This window comes from Nitrosomonas sp. TNE100 (genome assembly GCF_055387135.1).
This window is the reverse complement of the sequence record NZ_AP040997.1, coordinates 1,528,089-1,548,042: the sequence shown is the minus strand read 5'-3', so window position 1 is coordinate 1,548,042 and position 19,954 is coordinate 1,528,089. Positions and strand designations below refer to the sequence as shown.

Genomic DNA, 19,954 nt, shown 5'->3' with positions numbered 1-19,954 from the left:
TTCAAGATTACTGCATAGAACCGCACCGAGCTTCAATCTGAGCTTTTGCTTTCGCGTGTTCCGCAGCTTCGATAGTATTATTCATCAGCATTGTGATAGTCATCGGTCCCACTCCACCTGGAACCGGTGTGATATATCCTGCTTTTTCTTTTACGCCTGAGAATTCGACATCACCACAAAGCTGTCCATCTGCCAGACGATTAATACCGACATCGATTACAGTTGCACCTGTCCTGATCATATCACTTGTCAGTAAATTTGCTTTGCCTGTGGCCATTACGATAATGTCGGCGCTGCGGGTGTGGCTGGCTAGTTCCCGAGTTTGTGAGGTGCAAATTGTGACAGTTGCGCCCTGTTCCAGCAGCATGAGCGTCATCGGTTTTCCGACAATATTGCTGCGCCCGACAACAACTGCGTGTTGCCCCTGAAGCGGGATGCCATATTCCGCCAGCATTTTCATGACGCCAAAGGGAGTGCACGGACGAAACAAGGCGTGTCCTGTTGCCAATGCGCCTACATTACAGGGGTGAAATCCGTCTACATCCTTTTCAATTGCTATGGCGGCAATGACTTCATTCATCTGGATATGGCTGGGTAAAGGCAATTGCACCAGAATACCGTGAATTTCGGGGTTAGCGTTCAAATCCTGTATCTGCCGTAATATAATTTTCTGGGGAGTATCAGCAGAGAAATTAAAAACCTTGGAGTGGATACCCAATTCTCCACAGGTTCTTGCCTTGTTGCGAACATATACGGAAGATGCCGGATTGTCTCCTGCCAGAATAACTGCCAGGCCGGGTTGCATCCATGTTTCCGAGAGGATTCGGACACGTTGTTTCAGTTCTTCGCGTAGTTTGCTTGCGATAAAATTACCGCTGATAATCGTTGCACTCATAAAATTCAGGAGATATCGAATAGAGCAGGTAAATAGCCTGCTTAAATCAGTAAGGCTGATTTAGGAAATTTTCGCCAAAATGTTTTTCTCCTGGCAAATTTTTTTTTAACGTTTCTGGTCTTCTCCAAGGGCTACTCAGTTAAAGAGGCGGAGTTTTGGAGCGTTTGCCTCTTTTTGTTTTGTAGCGATAAATCAAGAGGCCAATCAGGAACACGGGCGTTATGAACAGAAATGCCGTCAGTAACCCGATCGCCAGAATGGTGACGCCATCGCTTTCCGGAAGATAGATTGTTACGAACCATACACCAGCCATGGCAAAGAGCAAACCACCCAGCAATAAAATGATTTTTCCTTGATCATAGGAGTGCCAGAGTCCTTTTGATACTCTGGCTTCACCGACATAATGATCAAAGACCTCAGCCAGGCTATGATCACCGGGTTTTGATTCATAGCCCAATGCGAGTGCCAGCGCTTCATCACCATCCTCCAGTACAGACATTTTTCTGACGAATACAGCCTGCTTTTTGGCGCGGTTGGATTTGACACCATCCTTGACCATCATATGGTACAGCGCTTGAAATGCCTTTTCTTGTGCATCTGCTGTGGTTGCTTCGTATTGATCATAAAACTGCTGCATGACACCAACGAGATAAAGCTGAATAGTCAAATCCTTGAATTGCGGTGCAAAATCATATTTTTTATCTTTAACAAGCGGCAGTTGCTCTGCTAAAATTTCTTTTGTGTGCTTGATGCAGGCATCAAGTATCTCTTCCTCGAATTTTTCTTCTGTATTTTCCATTGTGAGCCGATCAGGATTTTCGTCCTTTGCGATAACAGTTTTAATTTCTCATTATATACTGGCTGGATAACACATGAAATCCACAAATCCTGAAAAGTAAAAGTAAGTCCAAGGAAGGTTCGAGCAAATGGAGAGCCTTTGCCAAGGCTCTCCGGGCAGGTTTCCGGATTCAATCTGTTCATCAAAACACGCGAACAAGTTTGCAGGCAAGCCGTTATAATGCGGACTTACCGAAATACTTTCCTGTCATGGCTACAACAATTCCCTTCGATTTTAGATCTCATTGTGTACAGCTGCTTGCTCAAGCAGTGAAACAAGTTCTTCCAGAAGAAACAGAGATACACATCGAGTTGCAGCGCCCCAAACAGATGGATCATGGCGATTATTCCACTAATCTGGCCATGAAACTGGCTAAACGTTTACGCCGGAATCCACTTGAGCTGGCAAAGGTGCTGATTGGAGCCTTGCCAGATTCTCCTTATGTGGGAAAAACAGTTGTTGCTGGTGGCGGGTTTGTTAACTTTTTTCTGAAGAAAACAGCGAAACAGCAATTTTTACTTACAGTGTTGCAGGCGGCTGATTCATTCGGACATAGTAAACTGGGGGCAGGAAAAACCATCCAGATTGAGTTTGTATCCGCTAATCCGACCGGGCCGTTGCATGTTGGCCATGGTCGTGGGGCAGCGTTTGGTGCCAGCCTGGCCAATATTATGGCTGCGGCAGGATATGCTGTTACACGCGAGTTTTATGTTAACGATGCCGGTCGCCAAATGGATATTCTGGCTTTGTCAACATGGCTGCGTTACCTTGATTTATGTGGTATCGCTCTTCCGTTTCCCAGCAATGCTTATCAAGGGCGATATGTTGTTGATATGGCGCTGGAAATACATAGGATACACGGCGATCGCTATGCTCATTACTCTGATTCTCCGACGCAACAGCTGGCTGAAATCAATGCTAAAGCGGCTGCTGACGGAGAAGACGAATACCTGGACAATCTTATCACCGCGGCAAAGTCTATTCTTGGTGAGGATTATGCCTATCTCCACAATTTTGTTCTGACAGAGCAGTTGAATGATTGCCGAAATGACCTGATGGAATTTGGTGTCGAGTTTGAAAACTGGTTTTCAGAACAATCATTGTTCGATAGCGGGATGGTAGCGCGTGCTGTACAGTTGCTGGATGATAAAAAGCTGCTGTATCGGCAAGACGGTGCGCTTTGGTTCCAATCTACCGGATTTGGTGATGAGAAAGATCGGGTTGTGCAGCGGGAGAATGGTCAGTATACATACTTTGCATCTGATATTGCCTACCACCTCAGCAAATATGAACGTGGTTTTGATTACATGCTGAATATTTGGGGTGCAGATCATCATGGCTATATTTCCCGGGTAAAAGGCGCTATTGAAGCACTGTCTCTTGATTCAGATAAACTTGAAATAGCGCTGGTTCAGTTTGCTGTCCTGTATCGGGATGGCAATAAAATTTCCATGTCCACCCGGTCGGGGGAATTTGTTACATTAAGACAATTACGCCAGGAAGTGGGTAACGACGCAGCCCGTTTTTTTTATGTGCTGCGTAAAAGTGACCAGCATCTGGATTTTGATCTTGATCTGGCCAAATCACAAAGTAACGATAATCCTGTCTACTATGTGCAATATGCGCATGCTCGTATCTGCAGCGTACTTGAGCAGTGGGGAGGGGCAGTGGATATACTTGGCAGGGCAGAAACGGAATTGCTAACTAATCCAGCCGAGTTGGTGCTTCTACAGAAAATAATTGATTTTCCGGATACTATCGAAGCAGCAGCAAAGGAACGCGCTCCTCATCTTATTGCATTTTTTTTGCGAGAATTGGCAAGCGAATTTCATAGTTACTACAATTCGACGCGTTTCCTCATTCCGGATGAAGCGCTTAAAATAGCAAGATTGGCGCTGATTTCAGCCGTTTGCCAAGTGTTATCAAAAGGGTTGTCGTTGCTGGGGGTAACTTCGCCCCGCAAGATGTAGCTGAATGGAATACGGAAAGATTGATGAGTCGGGATTATAAATCCAGAAATTCGGTAAAAACACGAAAGAACGGTAGTTCTTTATGGCTTGGTTTATTTGTTGGCTATACCTTGGGCCTGGTAAGCGCTATCGGGGTGTGGCTATACATTAGCCAGGCTCCCAGCCCATTCCTTACCCAGGGGAAAGAGACTCAGAGCCAGTCATCCGGGAAGTCCGCACGGCAATCGTCGCCGCCGTTATCAGCAGAAAAAAAGATCCCGCCCCAGACAAATCAGGCGGAAACGAGTGGATCACGCTTTGATTTCTATAAAATCTTGCCGGGGATTGAGGAGCCTCCAGCCGAGGATACATTCGATCTTGCGCCACTGCCGCCAACTGCTGCGGTAACCAAGAAAACTCCGGAGAAATTGCCCGAAAGAATACCTGAAAAAGCTGCTGTGACCAAGGACCAGTATTACTTGCAAGCGGGTTCCTTCAAAAACGCTGGGGATGCTGAGAGAATGAAGGCTGAACTCGCTATGCTGGGCATTATTGCTTCGGTTCAGCTCGGAAGATCTGATAGTAATGTGCTTGTACACCGCGTACGGGTTGGCCCATTTACTAAAATGGAAGAGCTGGACAGGGTTCGTGCCTCACTACAATCAAACGGGATAACGACAAGTCTTGTTCGCGCAGCGGGCAACAACTAGGCACTGAATAACAAAGGTCTCCAGCTGATGTCGTTGTGTTGTTTGAAATAAGCTGGCTTTCTAGTATAAATTCCGTGAATATTCTTTCTGTCACTTTGAAAACGAGGAAAATTGGATGAACGTAAGAAAAATTATCTGCTTTCTCTTGGGTTTTGTCGCTATAAACCTGGCAGGAATTCTAACTGTTCATGCGGAAATCATTGAAGGTAAGGATTACAAGGTGCTTTCAACGCCTCAGCTAACGGAAACCGAATCACAACAAATTGAAGTTATCGAATTCTTCTGGTATGGCTGTCCTCATTGCAGTGATCTGAATCCCTATCTCGGCCGCTGGCTGGAAAGCAAGCCGGCTGATGTTGAATTTCGGTATGTTCCAGCAATTTTCCGTAATAACTGGGCACCTGCAGCCAGGCTTTTTTACGCAATAGAAAGTCTGGGTCTTGGTGAGATACTTCATGACAAGATCTATCATGCCGTCCATCATGAAAAAACAGATTTGTCAAAAGAGGAGACTCTGTTTAACTGGATTGAACAGCAGGGGGTTGAGCGCGATAAATTCATAGGTGCTTACAATTCATTTACTGTACAGAATCAGGCAAACAGAGCTGCTCAAATAACACGGCAATACCAGCTTACTGGTGTGCCGGCTCTGGTGATTGATGGCAAATATCTGACCAGCGGGAAAGCAGGTGGTCTTCCACAGGATACAATTTCGGTTCTCAATCAGTTGATTGAAAAGGTTCGTGAAGAAAGGAAAACTCGGCAGTAATACCGGCTTTTATTCCCAGGATGGAGGTGAGATTCCGTAAAGAATCGCAAATTGGATTGCTTTTTCTTCAAAAGCTTTTCTGTTGTCTTGGAGGCGTTCATAGGCAAACAACACGTCCCATATCGCACGTGTGTTGGTGCTTGCCTCTGCTTTATTTTGCAGACTGGCGATAAAGTGATTTATCTGTTTCAGCTCAAGTTTGATACTTTCCCGGGTCATGGAGGAAAAAAGTTTTGCAAGCTTTCTGAGCCCGTCGTTATCAATTTCCTGTACGTTGGAAAAATCAAGCAATATGTCGCCAGGAGAGCTGCGGCTACACTGGATAATCATATTAGCAGGTAATGTTTCTGCAGTAATTTTTTTCGGTATCTCAAATACAATTGGATTACTGGCTGCTTCTTCATTAAACCATCGAGTGTATTTCTGTTTCAAACCAGCAGATAGAGATACACCTGCTATATTTTTATATAATCTTTCTATTTTAGCCAAGTCATTTACCCGGTCAGTTGCCAGATAAAACATCGCCAGTAATTTCCACCCTGCTACATCTTCTACTTGTTCATTCTCCAGTAGTGATTCAAGTGCTTGCATCTTTATTTGTGTTTCATTAACTATTCGCTGAATCTCCTCGACAGGATCGGGGGGGATTGCCCCGGGTGAGGTGAAATCAAGCAACAGGTTATCAGCACTCATTTTTATAGAGTAATTAATTTATTGGTTTCTGATGCGCCCCATTTTGACTATTTCACCGATATGCTTCAGTCTGCGGAAAATTTGTGCAAGATGTTGACGATCCCTGGCCTGCAGGATAAAGCGCATCGTGGTGTAATCTTTGTCATTTTCCAACGTTATATCGTCAATATTTGAGTCAGCTTTAGCAATCTCTGCGGTTACTCTGGCCAATACCCCGCTTTTATTTACTACCGTCATGAATATATTGACCGGAAAGGTTCTGTCAATATTCGTTCCCCAGATAACGTCCAGTTGATTGTCTATGTTTTTATGATCCTTGATTCTGATTACTGCAGAGCAATCTTGTGTATGAATCACCAGCCCCTGATCTTTTTTAATCAATCCAACGATGCCGTCACCGGGTATAGGGTAGCAGCATCGTGCGAATTTGACTGCCATTCCCTCGGTTCCGAGTATGGTGATAGAGTTGTTGCCTTCAATATTTGATATAGATTCACCTGACGGGGTAGCGAGACGTTTAGCTATAACTGCAGCAAGCTGTTTTCCCAGAGCAATATCTGCCAAAAGTGCTTCCTTGGATTTAGCCCCGCTCTCTCTTGCCAGTTTTTCCCATTGTGAAGGCTCGATAGCTTCCGCGCTCGTACCAAAGGAATGCAATGCCTGATTCAACAGGCGTTCTCCAAGCCTGATCGATTCATCGTATTGAATGGTTCTCAGAAAATAGCGAATACTGGAACGTGCTCTGCCAGTTGCAACATAGGATAGCCAAACAGGATTTGGTTTGGCTGCAGGTGCAGTAATAATTTCCACGCGATCTCCACTTCTCAGGCGGGTGCGAAGCGGTGTGATTTCACCGTTGATTCTGGCTGCTACGCAGCAATTCCCGATATCAGTATGCACAGCATAAGCAAAATCTACTATGGTTGCGCCTCGTGGTAACGTTAATATCTTGCCTTGCGGAGTAAAAACATATATTTCTCCTGGGAATAGATCAACTTTGAGATGCTCCAGAAATTCCAGCGAATCGGATGAGTCATTCAAGGTCTCCAGCAAACCTTTCATCCACTGATTGGCTTTCATGTACAAATCATCCATTGCAGTGTCACTGCCCTTGTTCTTGTAAAGCCAGTGTGAAGCAACTCCGGCCTCAGCAATATGGTGCATTTCTTGGGTGCGGATCTGGATTTCTATCGGCAATCCATAAGGCCCAAGTAATGTGCTGTGTAATGATTGATAGCCGTTTGGTTTGGGGATGGCAATGTAATCTTTGAACTTTCCAGGGATGGGTTTGTATAGGCTGTGGAGGGCTCCAAGCGCCACGTAGCAAGATGAAACATCTTTAACAACCACTCGAAAACCATAAATATCCAGTACATCCGAGAAACGAAGATGTTTCCCTGCCATTTTCTTGTAGATACTGTACAAATGTTTCTCGCGGCCGGTTACCATGGCATCCAGCCCGGCTTCCTGTAAGCGCTGTTTGGTTGCTTCCAGGATTTTTCCAACTACCTCCCGGCGATTGCCTCTTGCTGCCTTGATTGCCTTGAGCAGAACCTTATAGCGGGTTGGATAAGAAAAACAAAACCCCAGCTCCTGCAGTTCCTGATAGATATTCTCCAGGCCAAGGCGATGTGCAATCGGCGCGTAGATCTCAAGCGTTTCTCGTGCAATACGGAGCTGTTTCTCTTGTGGCATTACCTCAAGTGTGCGCATGTTGTGCAGACGATCGGCCAGCTTGATCAATATGACTCGTATATCTTGTGCCATGGCCAGCAACATCTTGCGGAAATTTTCCACTTGCATATCTGCTTGAGTTTGGAACTTGATCCGATCGAGCTTGGAAACGCCATCTACAAGCTCAGCTACGGAAGAACCAAATCGTTTGCTGATTGCTTCCTTCAGGATACCGGTATCCTCCACCACATCGTGCAGCAGAGCGGCAGCGAGCGTTGTTGTATCCAGATGGAGTTCACCCAGTATTCTGGCGACTGCAACAGGATGAGAAATATAAGGTTCGCCGGATTTTCTGAATTGGCCGGAGTGTGCTTCCTGACTGAAGAAATAAGCATTTTTAAGTAAAACCATATCTTCAGACTTGAGATATTGAGATACCTCGTCAAAAAGCAGCCCCGCTTTTGATGTAATAACAGCGGAGTCATTTAAGTCATACAAAATAGCTTCTGACATGAAATTTTAAAATTTTTATGTATGAAATGATTTTTGTCGGCCGTGAACCGCTGTGCTGTGAGGACTATTTCTAATCCAAAGGATTAATTTCAAGCCCGCAGGTCACCTCTCTGTCTATGTGCGGCTATATCAGCCATGCATTAAGCTAACTAACTACATTGAGTGCGAAGAATCTTTACATAGGTTGATCTCATCGCCCAGCCATAATCTTAATTTTTAACATGCCCTTTATAAAAACGCTATTAATTTAACTACTTGGGGAAATTTTAGGGCCTGTTCCTGTTTGATCCCAAGCTATTAATTTAAAGAAGCAAGTTCGTATCGTTATAGCTCTCACCAGCAACACGAGCTTGCAATGCTCCGATTATTGCTCAATGCTGAGCTCTGGTCGAAGCTACTGGCCATTTTGCTTCACAACCACCTCTACAACAAGCAAGATTTGCTGTATAACTGTCGAAGGCATACTGTACCGCAGGTACCGGTTCATTCGGGAGCTGGAACAAGGTTTATAAACAATTCACCGCCTGGCCTGCCAGTGGAAAATGGCTCAAGGTATTTCAGGCTCAGGTGGTTGAGCCGGACATGGAGCAGACTCTCATCAATGCTAGCTATATCAAGGCTCACCAGAGCAGCAAGGATAAGGCAGTCGGGAAAAGCCGGGGCGGTGCAAAATTCACATGGCGGTAGATACCCACGGACTTCCCCCATCGCATTCGATATTACCGGTGGTCAGATCAATGATTGCACACACGCATCGGCTTTGATCCGGGCTGGGCGCAGCTCAATCCATTGTTGCAGACAAAGACTATGACAATCAGGCCATACGTGATCAAATCGAACAAAAAGGTGCCAAGGCAGTCATTCCAGGGAAGGGGTAACTCCAAAACAGATAATTCAGATCTGGATCGAGGACTATACCGATACCGACACCTGGTAGAAAATATTTTCGTATGGTTGAAACAATCCTGAGCGGTGGCCCTGCGCTTTGATAAACTCAAACAAAACTACGAAAGCCTCGTGGCTACGGCCTGTGCCTTTCTGTGGTTACTAATGTGAAATGGGCGCAGATCTTGCTATTTTTCTCGTGTTTATTGCAAATAGAGCTTTTTTGATTAGATCTAAAATAAATAGATTCCCATGGCTCGCCAGAATACAGGTTGTTGAAGAAGGCGTGATCAGGATATGCTCTAGATGAGCTGGTTTAAGTTTTTTTGCTCTTGATTTTTTTTGTTATGACAGAGAATCTGGTATTGGTTGCTGTGCAAGGTAATTTCAGTGATAATTACCCTCTTGCCACAAACTAAAGCCGGGATGGCGGAATTGGTAGACGCACGGGACTCAAAATCCCGCGAGGGCGACTTCATGGGGGTTCGATTCCCCCTCCCGGCACCAAAGAATCAAAGACTTATCGGGCTGGTTAATCTTTAATCATTTCCGAAATTCCTACTTTGTTGGCTTCACTTTCTCACCTTTCCTGGTGCAAATATAGTGCTCTGTCATAGTGACGCTTGCATGTCCAAGTGACTCTTGAGCTTGTCTGATACCCCCACTTGATTCCGTTTTATCTGTTCCTGCTTGTGCTCTTAGATGTTTAGTCCCACGGTGTGCTGGTGTAAAATATAACCAACTACGGAGGGATGATTTATGGGGCAGATATTACATGGAAGCGCCCGCACGCCTTCGGTAAATGGTTCTCCGATATAGCCGCTGTCGCACAGCAGACTTTGGACCTGCCCCAAGCTCGGCCTGCAGTGCTCCAAGGCTTGCAACACACCTTTGTGGTCAGTCACTTCCGCCGCCGTCACCGCAATGGCATACGGCAAGCCCTGAGTATCGACCGCGATGTGACGCTTGATATCCAGAGACCTTCTTGCCTGCGTCATAGCCCTTCTGGCCCGCCGTGTCCGTGTTTTTAACACTCTCCGCGTCCATGATCAAGAACGTGCTGCAAGCGTTGCGCCCCTGTCTGGTACGAACCTCGCCAACGGATTGTTTTTAACGCCCGCTCCAGCAGGCTCACTCCCTGCGCATCTGGCTCGCTCCATTTGCACCAGTTTTATTGGGACTGGATAATCTTCACTGAGTCTGCTGCGCGAATTACCGCTGGATACCCTGAAAATAGATAAATATTTTATTCAAAGCATAGAACAGGATCATACGAGAGATGGTCTGATTTTGCGATTTCCCGAGCCATTATCGCGCTGGGGATAATCTTGGATTGAGTGTGATCGCGGAAGGCATGAAAACAGAGAGGTACGTGGAGTTTTTACGCAAACATCATTACTATTTACTAAAGGGTTATTATTTCAGTTGTCCATTATCAGCAACGAGGCTTATGCATTTTATAGAAGATATAGAAGAATTTGGCTCGGATCAAGCTTGGGGCAAATCAGTCGAGGGATATGACTTGAAAATACTGAAGACATACTTATATTAATGTCTGTATGTTTCATAGAGTAGAAGAAATCATCCAGGCTGGTGTTTTAGAATGATTGGAGGTATCCAGATGGATGTTTGGGTCGGGATGTCATGCGGATTAAATGACAACCTGTTTTGGTAAATGTTTTTGACTTGGTATGGAGGTTATTATGGCAATTACGCGTTATGAACCGTGGGGATTACTATCTCAATTGCAACGAGAACTGGGGCGGGTGCGTGATGATATGGCGACCGAGGAGGGTGCTTTTGCTGTTGCGGAATGGGCGCCTGCTGTTGATATCAAGGAGGAGGAAGATAAGTTTGTTTTGCATGCGGATTTACCTGGCGTAAAGCCTGAAGCAATAGAGATAACTACAGATAACGGCATGCTTACCATCAAAGGCGAGAAACAGACTGAAGCCAAGGTAGAGAAGGAAGGATATAAACGGGTGGAGCGGACGCATGGTTCTTTCTTCCGGCGCTTCAGCCTTCCAGATACGGCTGATCTGGGCGCCATTACAGCGGTAGCTAAAGATGGTGTGCTGGTTGTTACCATTCCCAAACGGGAAGCTGTTCGACCCAAGAAAATCGCTGTGTCTGCAGAATAAGTCGGATGACAAACGGGGCCCACGGGTCCCGTTTGTCTAATCAGCTGGTTCCAGTTTTTCCCTCAACCCTATGTGCCAAGATATTGAATGGATTTCTGTTTGGTTGCTGAAACTAGCTTCTATGTTACTGCAATTAATATGGTTTTTCCGGGGACTGCATTGTGGATATTTTCCGGGAAAAGAGGGTGAAACTGTTTTAAGCCACGAGAACTCAGGTAAAATGATTTGACTTGTGGTTATTAGCTGCGAGTGTTTGGCGGTCGCAGGCGTTAACGATTGAATGTCTGATTCGGGATATTGGATAGTTGGCAGCTAGTTTAACAAGCGAAAACGGTGACGTGTGCGCCAGGTTTTAACGGATTTTTATAGAGGAAACCTTTAAATGAAATTTACATACTACATCATCTGTACTCTTGGCCTTGGTGTCGCTTTAGTTGGCTGTGGTAACGCTGCTCCTGAAGTATCTCCTGAAAATTGTGCAGGAAGAGGGATGGAAAGAGCGTTGGATTATTACAAAAACAATGAAGCCGAGCGGCAGAAGTTTATTGATGGATGCGATGCGCTGAAAAAATAAGTATTAGTAAAACAGAGTTTATGCATGAAATTCAGGCTCGATCTGGAGCAGCTATCGGACCTGAATTTTTTGTTTTGAGCGGTATGCTGAATTCATCCAGGGTTTTATTCTATCAAGTGTTTTTTAAGCAGTGTATTGACCTGGACGGGATTGGCCTTGCCTCTTGACATTTTCATTACCTGGCCGACCAGGGAATTAAACGCTTTTTCTTTTCCAGCGCGATAATCGGCTACTTGTTGTTGATTTGCTGCAAGCACCTCATTAACCCATTTCTCAATTTCGCTGTTATCTGAAATCTGCCTGAGGTTTTTTGCATCGATAATTGTATCGGCACTGTTATCGTTGCTTTGCCACATACTATCAAATACATCCTTGGCTATTTTTCCTGATACGGTGCCATCCGTGATCCGTAGCAGCAATCCTGCCAGTTGTTCAGGACTGACGGGACACTGGTCAATTTCGAGTCCTTCCTTGTTCAGTCTTCCACTGACTTCTCCTATAATCCAGTTAGCACAAAGTTTAATTTGTTCCGGGAGAAATTTGACGGTTTGCTCAAAATAGTCAGCCAGTTCACGTGCCGCGGTTAGTATATTGGCATCGTAGGCGGATAGACTGAAGTCCCGAATATAGCGATTGTGTCTATCTTCCGGTAATTCCGGCAATTTCTCTCTGATCTGTTTTATCCATTCCTGGGGGATAACAACTGGCAACAGGTCGGGATCCGGGAAATAACGGTAGTCATGTGCATCTTCCTTGCTGCGCATGGTGCGGGTTTCATCCCGGTCTGCATCATATAGTCGTGTTTGCTGGACTATGCTGCCGCCACTTTCCAGAATATCAATTTGTCTTGCCACTTCATAATCGATTGCTCTTTCAAGAAAACGGAATGAATTGAGGTTTTTGATTTCACAGCGTGTCCCCAGTACGTCCGAGCCAGCAGGTCGTACTGAAACATTGGCATCGCAACGGAAGGATCCTTCCTGCATGTTGCCGTCACAAATACCGATCCAGCGCACTAGTGAATGAAGTACTCTTGCGTAGGCCACAGCCTCGGCACTGCTGCGCATCTCTGGTTCCGAGACAATTTCTAGTAAGCCGGTTCCGGCACGATTCAGGTCGATTCCTGTCTTGTCGTGAAAACCTTCGTGTGTTGATTTACCTGCATCTTCTTCCAGATGGGCGCGTGTCAGGTGTATGGTTTTTTCTTTATCCCCTGTCCGGATGGTAACATGCCCACCTTCAACGATTGGATGTGCCAGCTGACTGATTTGGTAGCCTTTGGGTAAATCAGGATAAAAATAGTTTTTTCGGGCAAAGATTGAGGGTGAGTTAATGGTTGCATTAATTGCCAGACCAAAGCGGATAGCATATTCAACCACTTGCTGGTTTAATACTGGCAATACCCCGGGTAGGGCAATATCCACTGCGCAGGCTTGTGAATTCGGCCGGGCGCCATACGCAACGGATGCACCAGAAAAAATTTTGGATCGGGTCAATAGCTGCACATGTATCTCAAGGCCGATGACAGTTTCCCATTGCATGATCAGGTAATCCTTTTTCTTTTAGTTGCTTGATATTAACCAGAGAGCAGAGGCCTGAAGATTTTTAGCGATTCATTTCCGGTGGAGTAAGCTCATGCCAGTTTGTCGCCAGCTGGTAGCGGTGAGCCGCATTCAGCATTTGTGCTTCCCTGAAGTAGTTCCCAATAATATGTAAGCCTACCGGCCTATTTTTACTGCCAAATCCAACAGGTATCGACATACCCGGCAATCCTGCAAGGCTGGCTGCGCTGGTGTAGATATCGGAGAGATACATCTGGATAGGATCGTTGCATCTCTCGCCAATATTAAAGGCTACGGTAGGTGAAGTCGGCCCCATGATCAGGTCGCATTGTTCAAAAGCTTTTTTGAAATCCTCGGCAATCAGACGGCGTAATTTTTGAGCCTGAAGATAGTAGGCATCGTAATAGCCATGGGATAACACGTACGTGCCAATAAGAATACGGCGCTTTACTTCATCGCCAAATCCTTCTGCGCGTGTTTTTGCGTATAAATCTTCCAGATTGGCATATTGCGCGGCACGATGGCCATATCGTACTCCATCAAAACGCGATAAGTTACTAGATGCTTCGGCGGGTGCGAGCACGTAATAGACTGGAACGGCAAGCTTGCTGTTTGGCAGGGATACCTCGACAAATGTGGCGCCCAGTTTGCGGTACTCTGCCAGAGCCGCTTCTACCGCACTGGAAACGTCACTGCTCATACCTTCTGCAAAAAATTCCTTGGGTAAGCCAATGCGCAGCCCGCTCACCGGTTTCTCCAGGTCTTGCGTATAGTCTTCTTTTTCCCGCTGTAGACTGGTTGAATCACGTTCATCAAATCCGACCATGACATTCAGCAGCAGTGCAAGATCTTCGGCAGATCTGGCCATTGGTCCAGCCTGATCGAGGCTGGAAGCAAATGCGATCATACCGTACCGAGAAACCAGTCCGTAAGTAGGTTTGATTCCACTAATTCCACATAATGCAGCTGGTTGACGAATGGAGCCACCTGTATCGGTGCCCGTTGCTGCTGGAGCCAGTCTGGCTGCTACCGCACAGGCCGAGCCACCTGAGCTGCCGCCAGGAACGGCGAGCCTGTCCCAGGGATTTTTCACTGGCCCGTAATAGGAAGTTTCGTTACTGGAGCCCATGGCGAATTCATCCATGTTGGTTTTGCCCAGATTGACCATCCCCACCTGATCAAACTGTTTCACCACGGTGGCATCATAGGGTGAAATAAAATTTGAAAGCATTTTCGATCCGCAAGTTGTCAGCCATCCGTTGGCACAGAAAATATCTTTTTGGGCGATGGGTATTCCTGTGAGCAGTGTGGATTGTCCCGTGGCAATCATCTCGTCAGCGATTCTGGCCTGATCCAGACTTTTTTCTTCATCCATTGTAATAAAGGCATTCAAGTCAGGATTGAGGGCCTTGATCCGGGCTAGAAATTCCCCGGTGAGTTCTGTGCTGGATATTTTTTTTTCTGAGAGCAGCGAAGAGAGCTGCCTGAGGCTGGCATTTAGCATGATCTGTCAGTGCGGTGGAATATTTGGAAAATTGATAAGCAGAGATACGGTTTTATTGCCGGTGTTATTCGATTACCTTGGGAACCAGATAGTATCCATCTTCAACCTGGGGTGCGATGGATTGGAATTGTATGTGCTGATCAGATTCCGTGACAATATCCTCGCGCAGTCTTTGTGTCATGTCCTGGGAATGGCTCATTGGCTTGATCCCTTGTGTATCAACAGCTTGCATTTGTTCGATGAGGCTGAATATTCCGGATAACTGGATTAGGCTTTGTTGGGCGTCTGTCTCGCTAATTTCGATACAGGCCAACTTTGCAACGCGCTTGATATCGCTCAGTGATAGTGTCATTTTTGTAGCTTTCTGTTTAAACCAAAACAGGTAATAGAGTATCATGCACACCTGTCAAACACATGTTTTTATACATTTGCGGCGTTTGCTCCAAGAGCGAAATAATGAAATACCTGCAGTGCGTGTAACATACCGGATCTGTCATACTGGAATATCGTCATTATGTTTAATTTCCTGAGCAATAACTTTCTGGGCAGCTATTTTTCGACGGATATGGCTGTTGATTTAGGCACTGCCAATACATTGATCTATGTGCGTGGCCAGGGCATTGTGCTGAATGAGCCTTCGGTGGTTGCCATACGCCACGAAGGGGGGCCGGGCGGCAAGCGCATGATTCAGCAGGTTGGACAGGCTGCAAAACAAATGCTGGGCCGTACCCCGGGCAACATTACGGCAATCCGGCCAATGAAGGACGGTGTTATTGCAGACTTCACAGTCACCGAGCAGATGCTTAAACAATTCATCCGAAAAGCCCATCCTCCCCGTTTATTTTCAGCAAATCCCCGTATTGTTATTTCGGTGCCTTGTGGTTCCACCCAGGTGGAACGGCGTGCAATCCGGGAGGCGGCTTACGGCGCAGGGGCGCGTAAGGTCGAGCTGATTGAAGAACCTATGGCGGCAGCGCTGGGCGCGGATTTGCCGGTTGAAACTCCAATTGGCTGCATGGTAGTTGATATTGGCGGAGGGACGACAGAAGTCGCAGTGATTTCGCTGGGAGGAGTTGTTTATTCCAATTCGGTACGAGTTGGTGGTGACAGGTTTGATGAGGCAATTATCAATTACATCCGTCGTAATTACGGAATTATGATTGGTGAAGTAACGGCTGAGATTATCAAATCAGAAATTGGATCGGCTTATCCGGGCTCGGAAGTCCGGGAAATAGAAGTCAAAGGACGGAATCTGGCTGAAGGTATTCCTCGCAGCTTTACAATCTCCAGTAATGAGATTCTGGAAGCTTTGGCAGAGCCGCTTAATAGTATTGTTAGTGCAGTTAAAACCGCATTGGAGCAAACGCCTCCTGAACTCGGTTCCGATATTGCAGAAATGGGGATGGTGATGACAGGGGGGGGGGCGCTGTTGCGAGATATAGACCGTCTGATTATGGAAGAGACAGGGTTGTCGGTTATTATTGCGGATGATCCGCTTACCTGTGTTGTGCGAGGTGCGGGAATGGCCCTGGATAGCATTGATCATTCGGTTGGAATTTTTGTTAGAGATTATTAATTTATTTGTCTTTCCCGCCTTCTTCCATGGTGCAAGTTGCCATATAACGTAAGGGCGCGTCGGATTTCTGGGGTCTGTTTATGTGCTGCCAATTAACCTGCTTATATCGAATACGTAATAACCACGCCACAAATCTTGACGATTAATTTGCTAAAATGGCAAGTCTGGATAGATCGGATTGGCTTTCGTCGAATTCTTACCCTTCTCAAGCGGTCTTCAGGTACAGAATCTGTGCCTCAAGCGCGTTGGTATAGTGCTTTATTGCATATCATTTATTCAAGTTTTCGGGCTGTTATTAGTATTTTTAGCAAGTGGCATGTTCCAATCTATGGGTTTGGGATACGGAAATACTGAGAGGCGCTATGCAAACTTCTCCACAATTCTTCAAGCCAGGCTCAAATCCTCTGACGCGGATGTTTTTCTTTGTGTTGCTATCTGTCTTTATGATGATTGCAGATGCTCGTTCTGATGCAATTTCTGAAGTACGGCGTGTAATTGCGATTGTCATTTTCCCGTTACAAAAATTGGCATATTTGCCTTTTTCCTTGCAAGAAAGAGTGGAACAATATATTTCAGACTTTAAACTCATTGAAGAAATTGATCACCTCAGGCATGAATATCTGAGCAGCCGCTATGATTTTTTCCGGTTACAGGCATTAACTAGCGAGAATGAGCGCCTGCGTGCTTTACTTGGGGCTGCTAAACAAACCGAGATTCAAACTATTCTGGCGGAGATACTTTATGTACCACGTGATCCTTTCAGCCGCAAGATAACAGTAGGTAAGGGGAGCTCAAGTGGTGTCAAGGCTGGGCAAATTGTGATTGATGATCTTGGTGTGATCGGGCAGGTGACACAGATTTATCCGTGGACGGCAGAAATCACGTTGATTACGGATAAGAATCATCTGGTGCCTGTACAAATTGAGCGCAATAGCTTGCGAACAGTAATTTCAGGTACAGGTAGAAATGGCGAACTGGAGTTGCGGTTTTTATCCATTAGCACGGATATCCAGGAAGGCGACCTGCTGATCACTTCGGGGATCGGAGGGGTTTATCCACCAGGATTACCTGTAGGACGGGTGACTCATATCGAGTACGATCGTTCACATAAATTTGCACGTATTATATGTATTCCCGTGGCGGGCGTAGATCGGCACAGGCAAGTTCTCATCCTGACCAGTTCGCCACCGCCTGTTATGGAAATACCAGATAACCCTGAATCCCATGCATCCCAGACAAAACGGAAAATCTAGAATCAGGCGTTATGATTACGAAATCCAGGAATTTTTATTTCCTGCAAGAAAATCACTGATTTATATCAGTTTGATAACGGCAGTTTTAATTAATCTGATGCCGTTTGATAAAGTGATACTGGTTTTGCGCCCGGATTTTGTTGCGCTGACATTACTCTACTGGAATATCTATCAACCACAGCAAGCGGGCATGAGTATCGCTTTCATAAGTGGTCTGTTCATGGATGTCATCGATGTCAGTATCATGGGACAGCATGCCATTGCATATTGCCTGATCACGTTTTTTGCCTTGATCCTGTATCGACGTTTGCGTTTGTTCAATGCCTTTCAGCAAATTCCCGCAGTTTTATGGATACTGTTATCAGGGCAAGGAGTGGTATTTTTGACCGGGATTCTGGCAGGATCATATATTCCTGAGTGGTATATTTTCCTGGCGAGTGTAACCGGGGCGTTATGTTGGCCCTTATTGGCTTTTCTGCTGGGAATATTTCGTAAGCAGCGAATTGATCGCGATGAAGTATGAGTGATATTGTAGAGTTACGTAATCATATACGTGAAACTCGGCATTTTCGCATCAGGTTGGTGATCAGTGCGATTGGTGTTGTGGTTTTGTTCAGTTTGCTCTTTGGTCGTTTTTTTTATCTGCAGGTATTGCAAGAAGAGCACTACACGACTCTCGCGGAGGCGAATCGCATTGCTATCCAGCCACTGACCCCTAACCGGGGGCTCATATTTGATCGTAATGGAGATGTTCTGGCTCAAAATTACACGGCCTACACTTTGGAGATAATCCCCGATCAAGTTAAAAATCTTGATGCAGCTATCAATGAACTGGCAACGATCATTGAGATTACTCCCGAGGATCGGAGACGCTTTAACAAGCTGAAACTTGAAAATACAAGATTTAAGAGCCTGCCCATACGTTCCCGTCTGACAGATTTTGAAGTAGCTCGTTTTGCGGAAAATCAGTATCGCTTTTCCGGGATGGATATCAAGGCGCACCCCCTCAGGCATTACCCGAAAGGAGAGCTGGTTTCTCATGTGATAGGCTACATTGGACGTATCAGCGACAAGGATCTGGAACAGCTCGAAGCGGATAAGCGGCTAAAGAATTACTACGGCTCCACGCATATCGGGCGGATTGGTATCGAAAAAAGCTACGAAAGTGTGCTACATGGGCAGACTGGCTTTGAGCAGGTTGAGACTGATGCTGTTGGCCGTCCTGTACGTACTTTGTCCCGTGTTGCGCCAACTGCCGGGAACGATCTTACGCTTTCTCTCGATATTGGGTTGCAGCAGGCAGCTGTACAGGCTTTTGGGGATTATCGAGGTGCTTTGGTTGCGTTGGATCCATCTAATGGAGAAATTTTGGCTTTTGTCAGTAAACCGGGTTTTGATCCCAATTTGTTTGTAGACGGCATTGACCACCTTAATTGGCGTCTGCTTAATGAATCCATAGACAGACCCTTGAACAATCGTGCTTTACGAGGTGTATACCCCCCTGGTTCCACCTTTAAGCCATTTATGGCGCTGGCCGGGTTGGAGCTGGGTAAACGCTCTCTTCGTTATGCATTTAATGATCCAGGTTTTTTCAGTTTACCTGGAAGCTCACACCGTTTTCGTGACTGGAAGCCGGGAGGGCATGGCTGGGTCGATTTGCGCAAATCTCTGGTAATTTCGTGTGACACTTACTATTACATGCTCGCACATGATTTGGGTATTACCAACATTCATGATTTCATCGGGCAGTTTGGTTTTGGTAAAGAAACTGGAATAGATATTCCAGGAGAAGCTGCTGGATTATTGCCTTCTCCAGAGTGGAAAAAGAGGCGATTTAATCAAAACTGGCTGCCAGGGGATACCATTTCGGTTGGTATCGGGCAGGGGTTTAATTTATCCACGCCACTTCAGCTGACGTTTGCAATGATGTTACTGGCTAACGATGGTAGGGCCTACAGGCCGCATTTTGTTAGACAGCAGGTGGATCATTATAAGAATTTTGTGAAAGATAATTTTGTAGAGGAAATTTACAGACTGAATCTGAGGCAGGAATATCTGGATTCTGTCAGGCAGGCATTAGCAGATGTTACCCGCCCTGGTGGTACAGCATCCCGTGCCGGTGCTAATACTGCTTATACCTTTGCCGGGAAAACCGGTACTTCTCAGGTAATCAATATCAAGCAGGGTGAACGCTACAATGCCAGTAAAATTGACGAGCGGCATCGCGACCATGCGCTGTTTACAGCTTTTGCGCCTGTAGAAAATCCCAGGATAGTGCTGACAGTACTGATCGAGAACGGTGGCTCGGGCGGATCAACCGCTGCCCCTATCGCTCGCAAAGTACTGGATTATTTTTTCCTGGGAACAATGCCAGAACCGGCTGAGAAAGCAGGGTAGCGGATGAATTCCTGATCGCGA

16 protein-coding genes, 1 tRNA gene and 2 pseudogenes are annotated in these 19,954 nt (G+C 45.9%); 11 read left to right on the top strand and 8 right to left on the bottom strand.

Annotated features, from left to right (window positions below):
• Positions 1-7: 7 nt before the first annotated feature.
• Complete coding sequence (gene folD, locus ACZ5EJ_RS07335) at positions 8-895, bottom strand: bifunctional methylenetetrahydrofolate dehydrogenase/methenyltetrahydrofolate cyclohydrolase FolD (protein ID WP_464556844.1); 888 nt, start codon at positions 893-895, stop codon at positions 8-10.
• A 139-nt stretch (positions 896-1,034) separates the two neighbouring features.
• Positions 1,035-1,694, bottom strand: coding sequence for a hypothetical protein (locus ACZ5EJ_RS07330; protein WP_074455286.1), 660 nt, complete (start codon positions 1,692-1,694; stop codon positions 1,035-1,037).
• A 248-nt stretch (positions 1,695-1,942) separates the two neighbouring features.
• Here ACZ5EJ_RS07330 and argS point away from each other — a divergent pair, with 248 nt between their 5' ends.
• The 3 genes from argS (at position 1,943) to ACZ5EJ_RS07315 (ending at position 5,161) form a co-directional block, all read left to right on the top strand.
• Positions 1,943-3,703, top strand: a complete 1,761-nt coding sequence (gene argS / locus ACZ5EJ_RS07325) for an arginine--tRNA ligase (RefSeq protein WP_074455287.1) — start codon at positions 1,943-1,945, stop codon at positions 3,701-3,703.
• A 23-nt stretch (positions 3,704-3,726) separates the two neighbouring features.
• Complete coding sequence (locus ACZ5EJ_RS07320) at positions 3,727-4,392, top strand: SPOR domain-containing protein (protein ID WP_011634653.1); 666 nt, start codon at positions 3,727-3,729, stop codon at positions 4,390-4,392.
• A 115-nt stretch (positions 4,393-4,507) separates the two neighbouring features.
• On the top strand, positions 4,508-5,161 hold the full coding sequence (locus ACZ5EJ_RS07315; protein ID WP_074455288.1) for a thiol:disulfide interchange protein DsbA/DsbL: 654 nt from the start codon (positions 4,508-4,510) through the stop codon (positions 5,159-5,161).
• A gap of 9 nt (positions 5,162-5,170) precedes the next feature.
• Here the strand turns inward: ACZ5EJ_RS07315 and ACZ5EJ_RS07310 are convergent, their stop codons facing one another.
• A complete protein-coding gene (locus tag ACZ5EJ_RS07310) occupies positions 5,171-5,752 on the bottom strand; it encodes a hypothetical protein (protein WP_242500158.1) in 582 nt (193 codons plus the stop codon).
• Between the two features lie 120 nt (positions 5,753-5,872).
• Positions 5,873-8,041 carry a RelA/SpoT family protein gene (locus ACZ5EJ_RS07305; protein WP_011634650.1) on the bottom strand — a complete coding sequence of 723 codons (2,169 nt, stop codon included), beginning with the start codon at positions 8,039-8,041 and terminating at the stop codon, positions 5,873-5,875.
• A gap of 355 nt (positions 8,042-8,396) precedes the next feature.
• Between ACZ5EJ_RS07305 and ACZ5EJ_RS07300 the strand changes: the two are divergent.
• Positions 8,397-9,097: pseudogene (locus ACZ5EJ_RS07300) on the top strand (IS5 family transposase).
• Positions 9,098-9,346: 249 nt separating this feature from the next.
• Positions 9,347-9,433, top strand: a tRNA-Leu gene (locus ACZ5EJ_RS07295).
• 272 nt (positions 9,434-9,705) lie between these two features.
• Here ACZ5EJ_RS07295 and ACZ5EJ_RS07290 read toward each other — a convergent pair.
• Positions 9,706-10,094: pseudogene (locus ACZ5EJ_RS07290) on the bottom strand (transposase); the annotation flags it as partial.
• Positions 10,095-10,629: 535 nt separating this feature from the next.
• On the opposite strand from ACZ5EJ_RS07290, the gene ACZ5EJ_RS07285 reads away from it, so the two are divergent.
• Together ACZ5EJ_RS07285 and trbK are read left to right on the top strand one after the other, a co-directional pair.
• Positions 10,630-11,067, top strand: a complete 438-nt coding sequence (locus tag ACZ5EJ_RS07285; RefSeq protein WP_011634646.1) for an Hsp20/alpha crystallin family protein — start codon at positions 10,630-10,632, stop codon at positions 11,065-11,067.
• A 382-nt stretch (positions 11,068-11,449) separates the two neighbouring features.
• Positions 11,450-11,641 (top strand): entry exclusion lipoprotein TrbK, encoded by a 192-nt coding sequence (gene trbK / locus ACZ5EJ_RS07280; RefSeq protein ID WP_041353518.1) that lies wholly within the window; start codon positions 11,450-11,452, stop codon positions 11,639-11,641.
• 104 nt (positions 11,642-11,745) lie between these two features.
• Here trbK and gatB read toward each other — a convergent pair whose 3' ends face one another.
• From gatB to gatC, 3 genes are all read right to left on the bottom strand, one after another.
• Positions 11,746-13,182: an Asp-tRNA(Asn)/Glu-tRNA(Gln) amidotransferase subunit GatB gene (gene gatB, locus ACZ5EJ_RS07275; protein ID WP_074455289.1), complete on the bottom strand. Its 1,437-nt coding sequence runs from the start codon at positions 13,180-13,182 to the stop codon at positions 11,746-11,748.
• 64 nt (positions 13,183-13,246) lie between these two features.
• The gene (gene gatA / locus ACZ5EJ_RS07270) at positions 13,247-14,707 is read right to left on the bottom strand and encodes an Asp-tRNA(Asn)/Glu-tRNA(Gln) amidotransferase subunit GatA (RefSeq protein WP_074455290.1); all 1,461 of its coding nucleotides are present in this window, start codon (positions 14,705-14,707) and stop codon (positions 13,247-13,249) included.
• Positions 14,708-14,771: 64 nt separating this feature from the next.
• A complete protein-coding gene (gene gatC, locus ACZ5EJ_RS07265; RefSeq protein WP_074455345.1) occupies positions 14,772-15,059 on the bottom strand; it encodes an Asp-tRNA(Asn)/Glu-tRNA(Gln) amidotransferase subunit GatC in 288 nt (95 codons plus the stop codon).
• 162 nt (positions 15,060-15,221) lie between these two features.
• Here gatC and ACZ5EJ_RS07260 point away from each other — a divergent pair, with 162 nt between their 5' ends.
• The 4 genes from ACZ5EJ_RS07260 (at position 15,222) to mrdA (ending at position 19,933) form a co-directional block, all read left to right on the top strand.
• Positions 15,222-16,283: a rod shape-determining protein gene (locus tag ACZ5EJ_RS07260; protein ID WP_074455291.1), complete on the top strand. Its 1,062-nt coding sequence runs from the start codon at positions 15,222-15,224 to the stop codon at positions 16,281-16,283.
• Between the two features lie 362 nt (positions 16,284-16,645).
• Complete coding sequence (gene mreC, locus ACZ5EJ_RS07255) at positions 16,646-17,536, top strand: rod shape-determining protein MreC (RefSeq protein WP_074455292.1); 891 nt, start codon at positions 16,646-16,648, stop codon at positions 17,534-17,536.
• A complete protein-coding gene (gene mreD, locus ACZ5EJ_RS07250) occupies positions 17,508-18,059 on the top strand; it encodes a rod shape-determining protein MreD (protein WP_083331285.1) in 552 nt (183 codons plus the stop codon). The genes mreC and mreD overlap by 29 nt, the downstream gene beginning before the upstream one ends.
• Positions 18,056-19,933 (top strand): penicillin-binding protein 2, encoded by a 1,878-nt coding sequence (gene mrdA, locus ACZ5EJ_RS07245; RefSeq protein ID WP_074455293.1) that lies wholly within the window; start codon positions 18,056-18,058, stop codon positions 19,931-19,933. Before mreD ends, mrdA begins: the two co-directional genes overlap by 4 nt.
• Positions 19,934-19,954 lie beyond the last annotated feature (21 nt).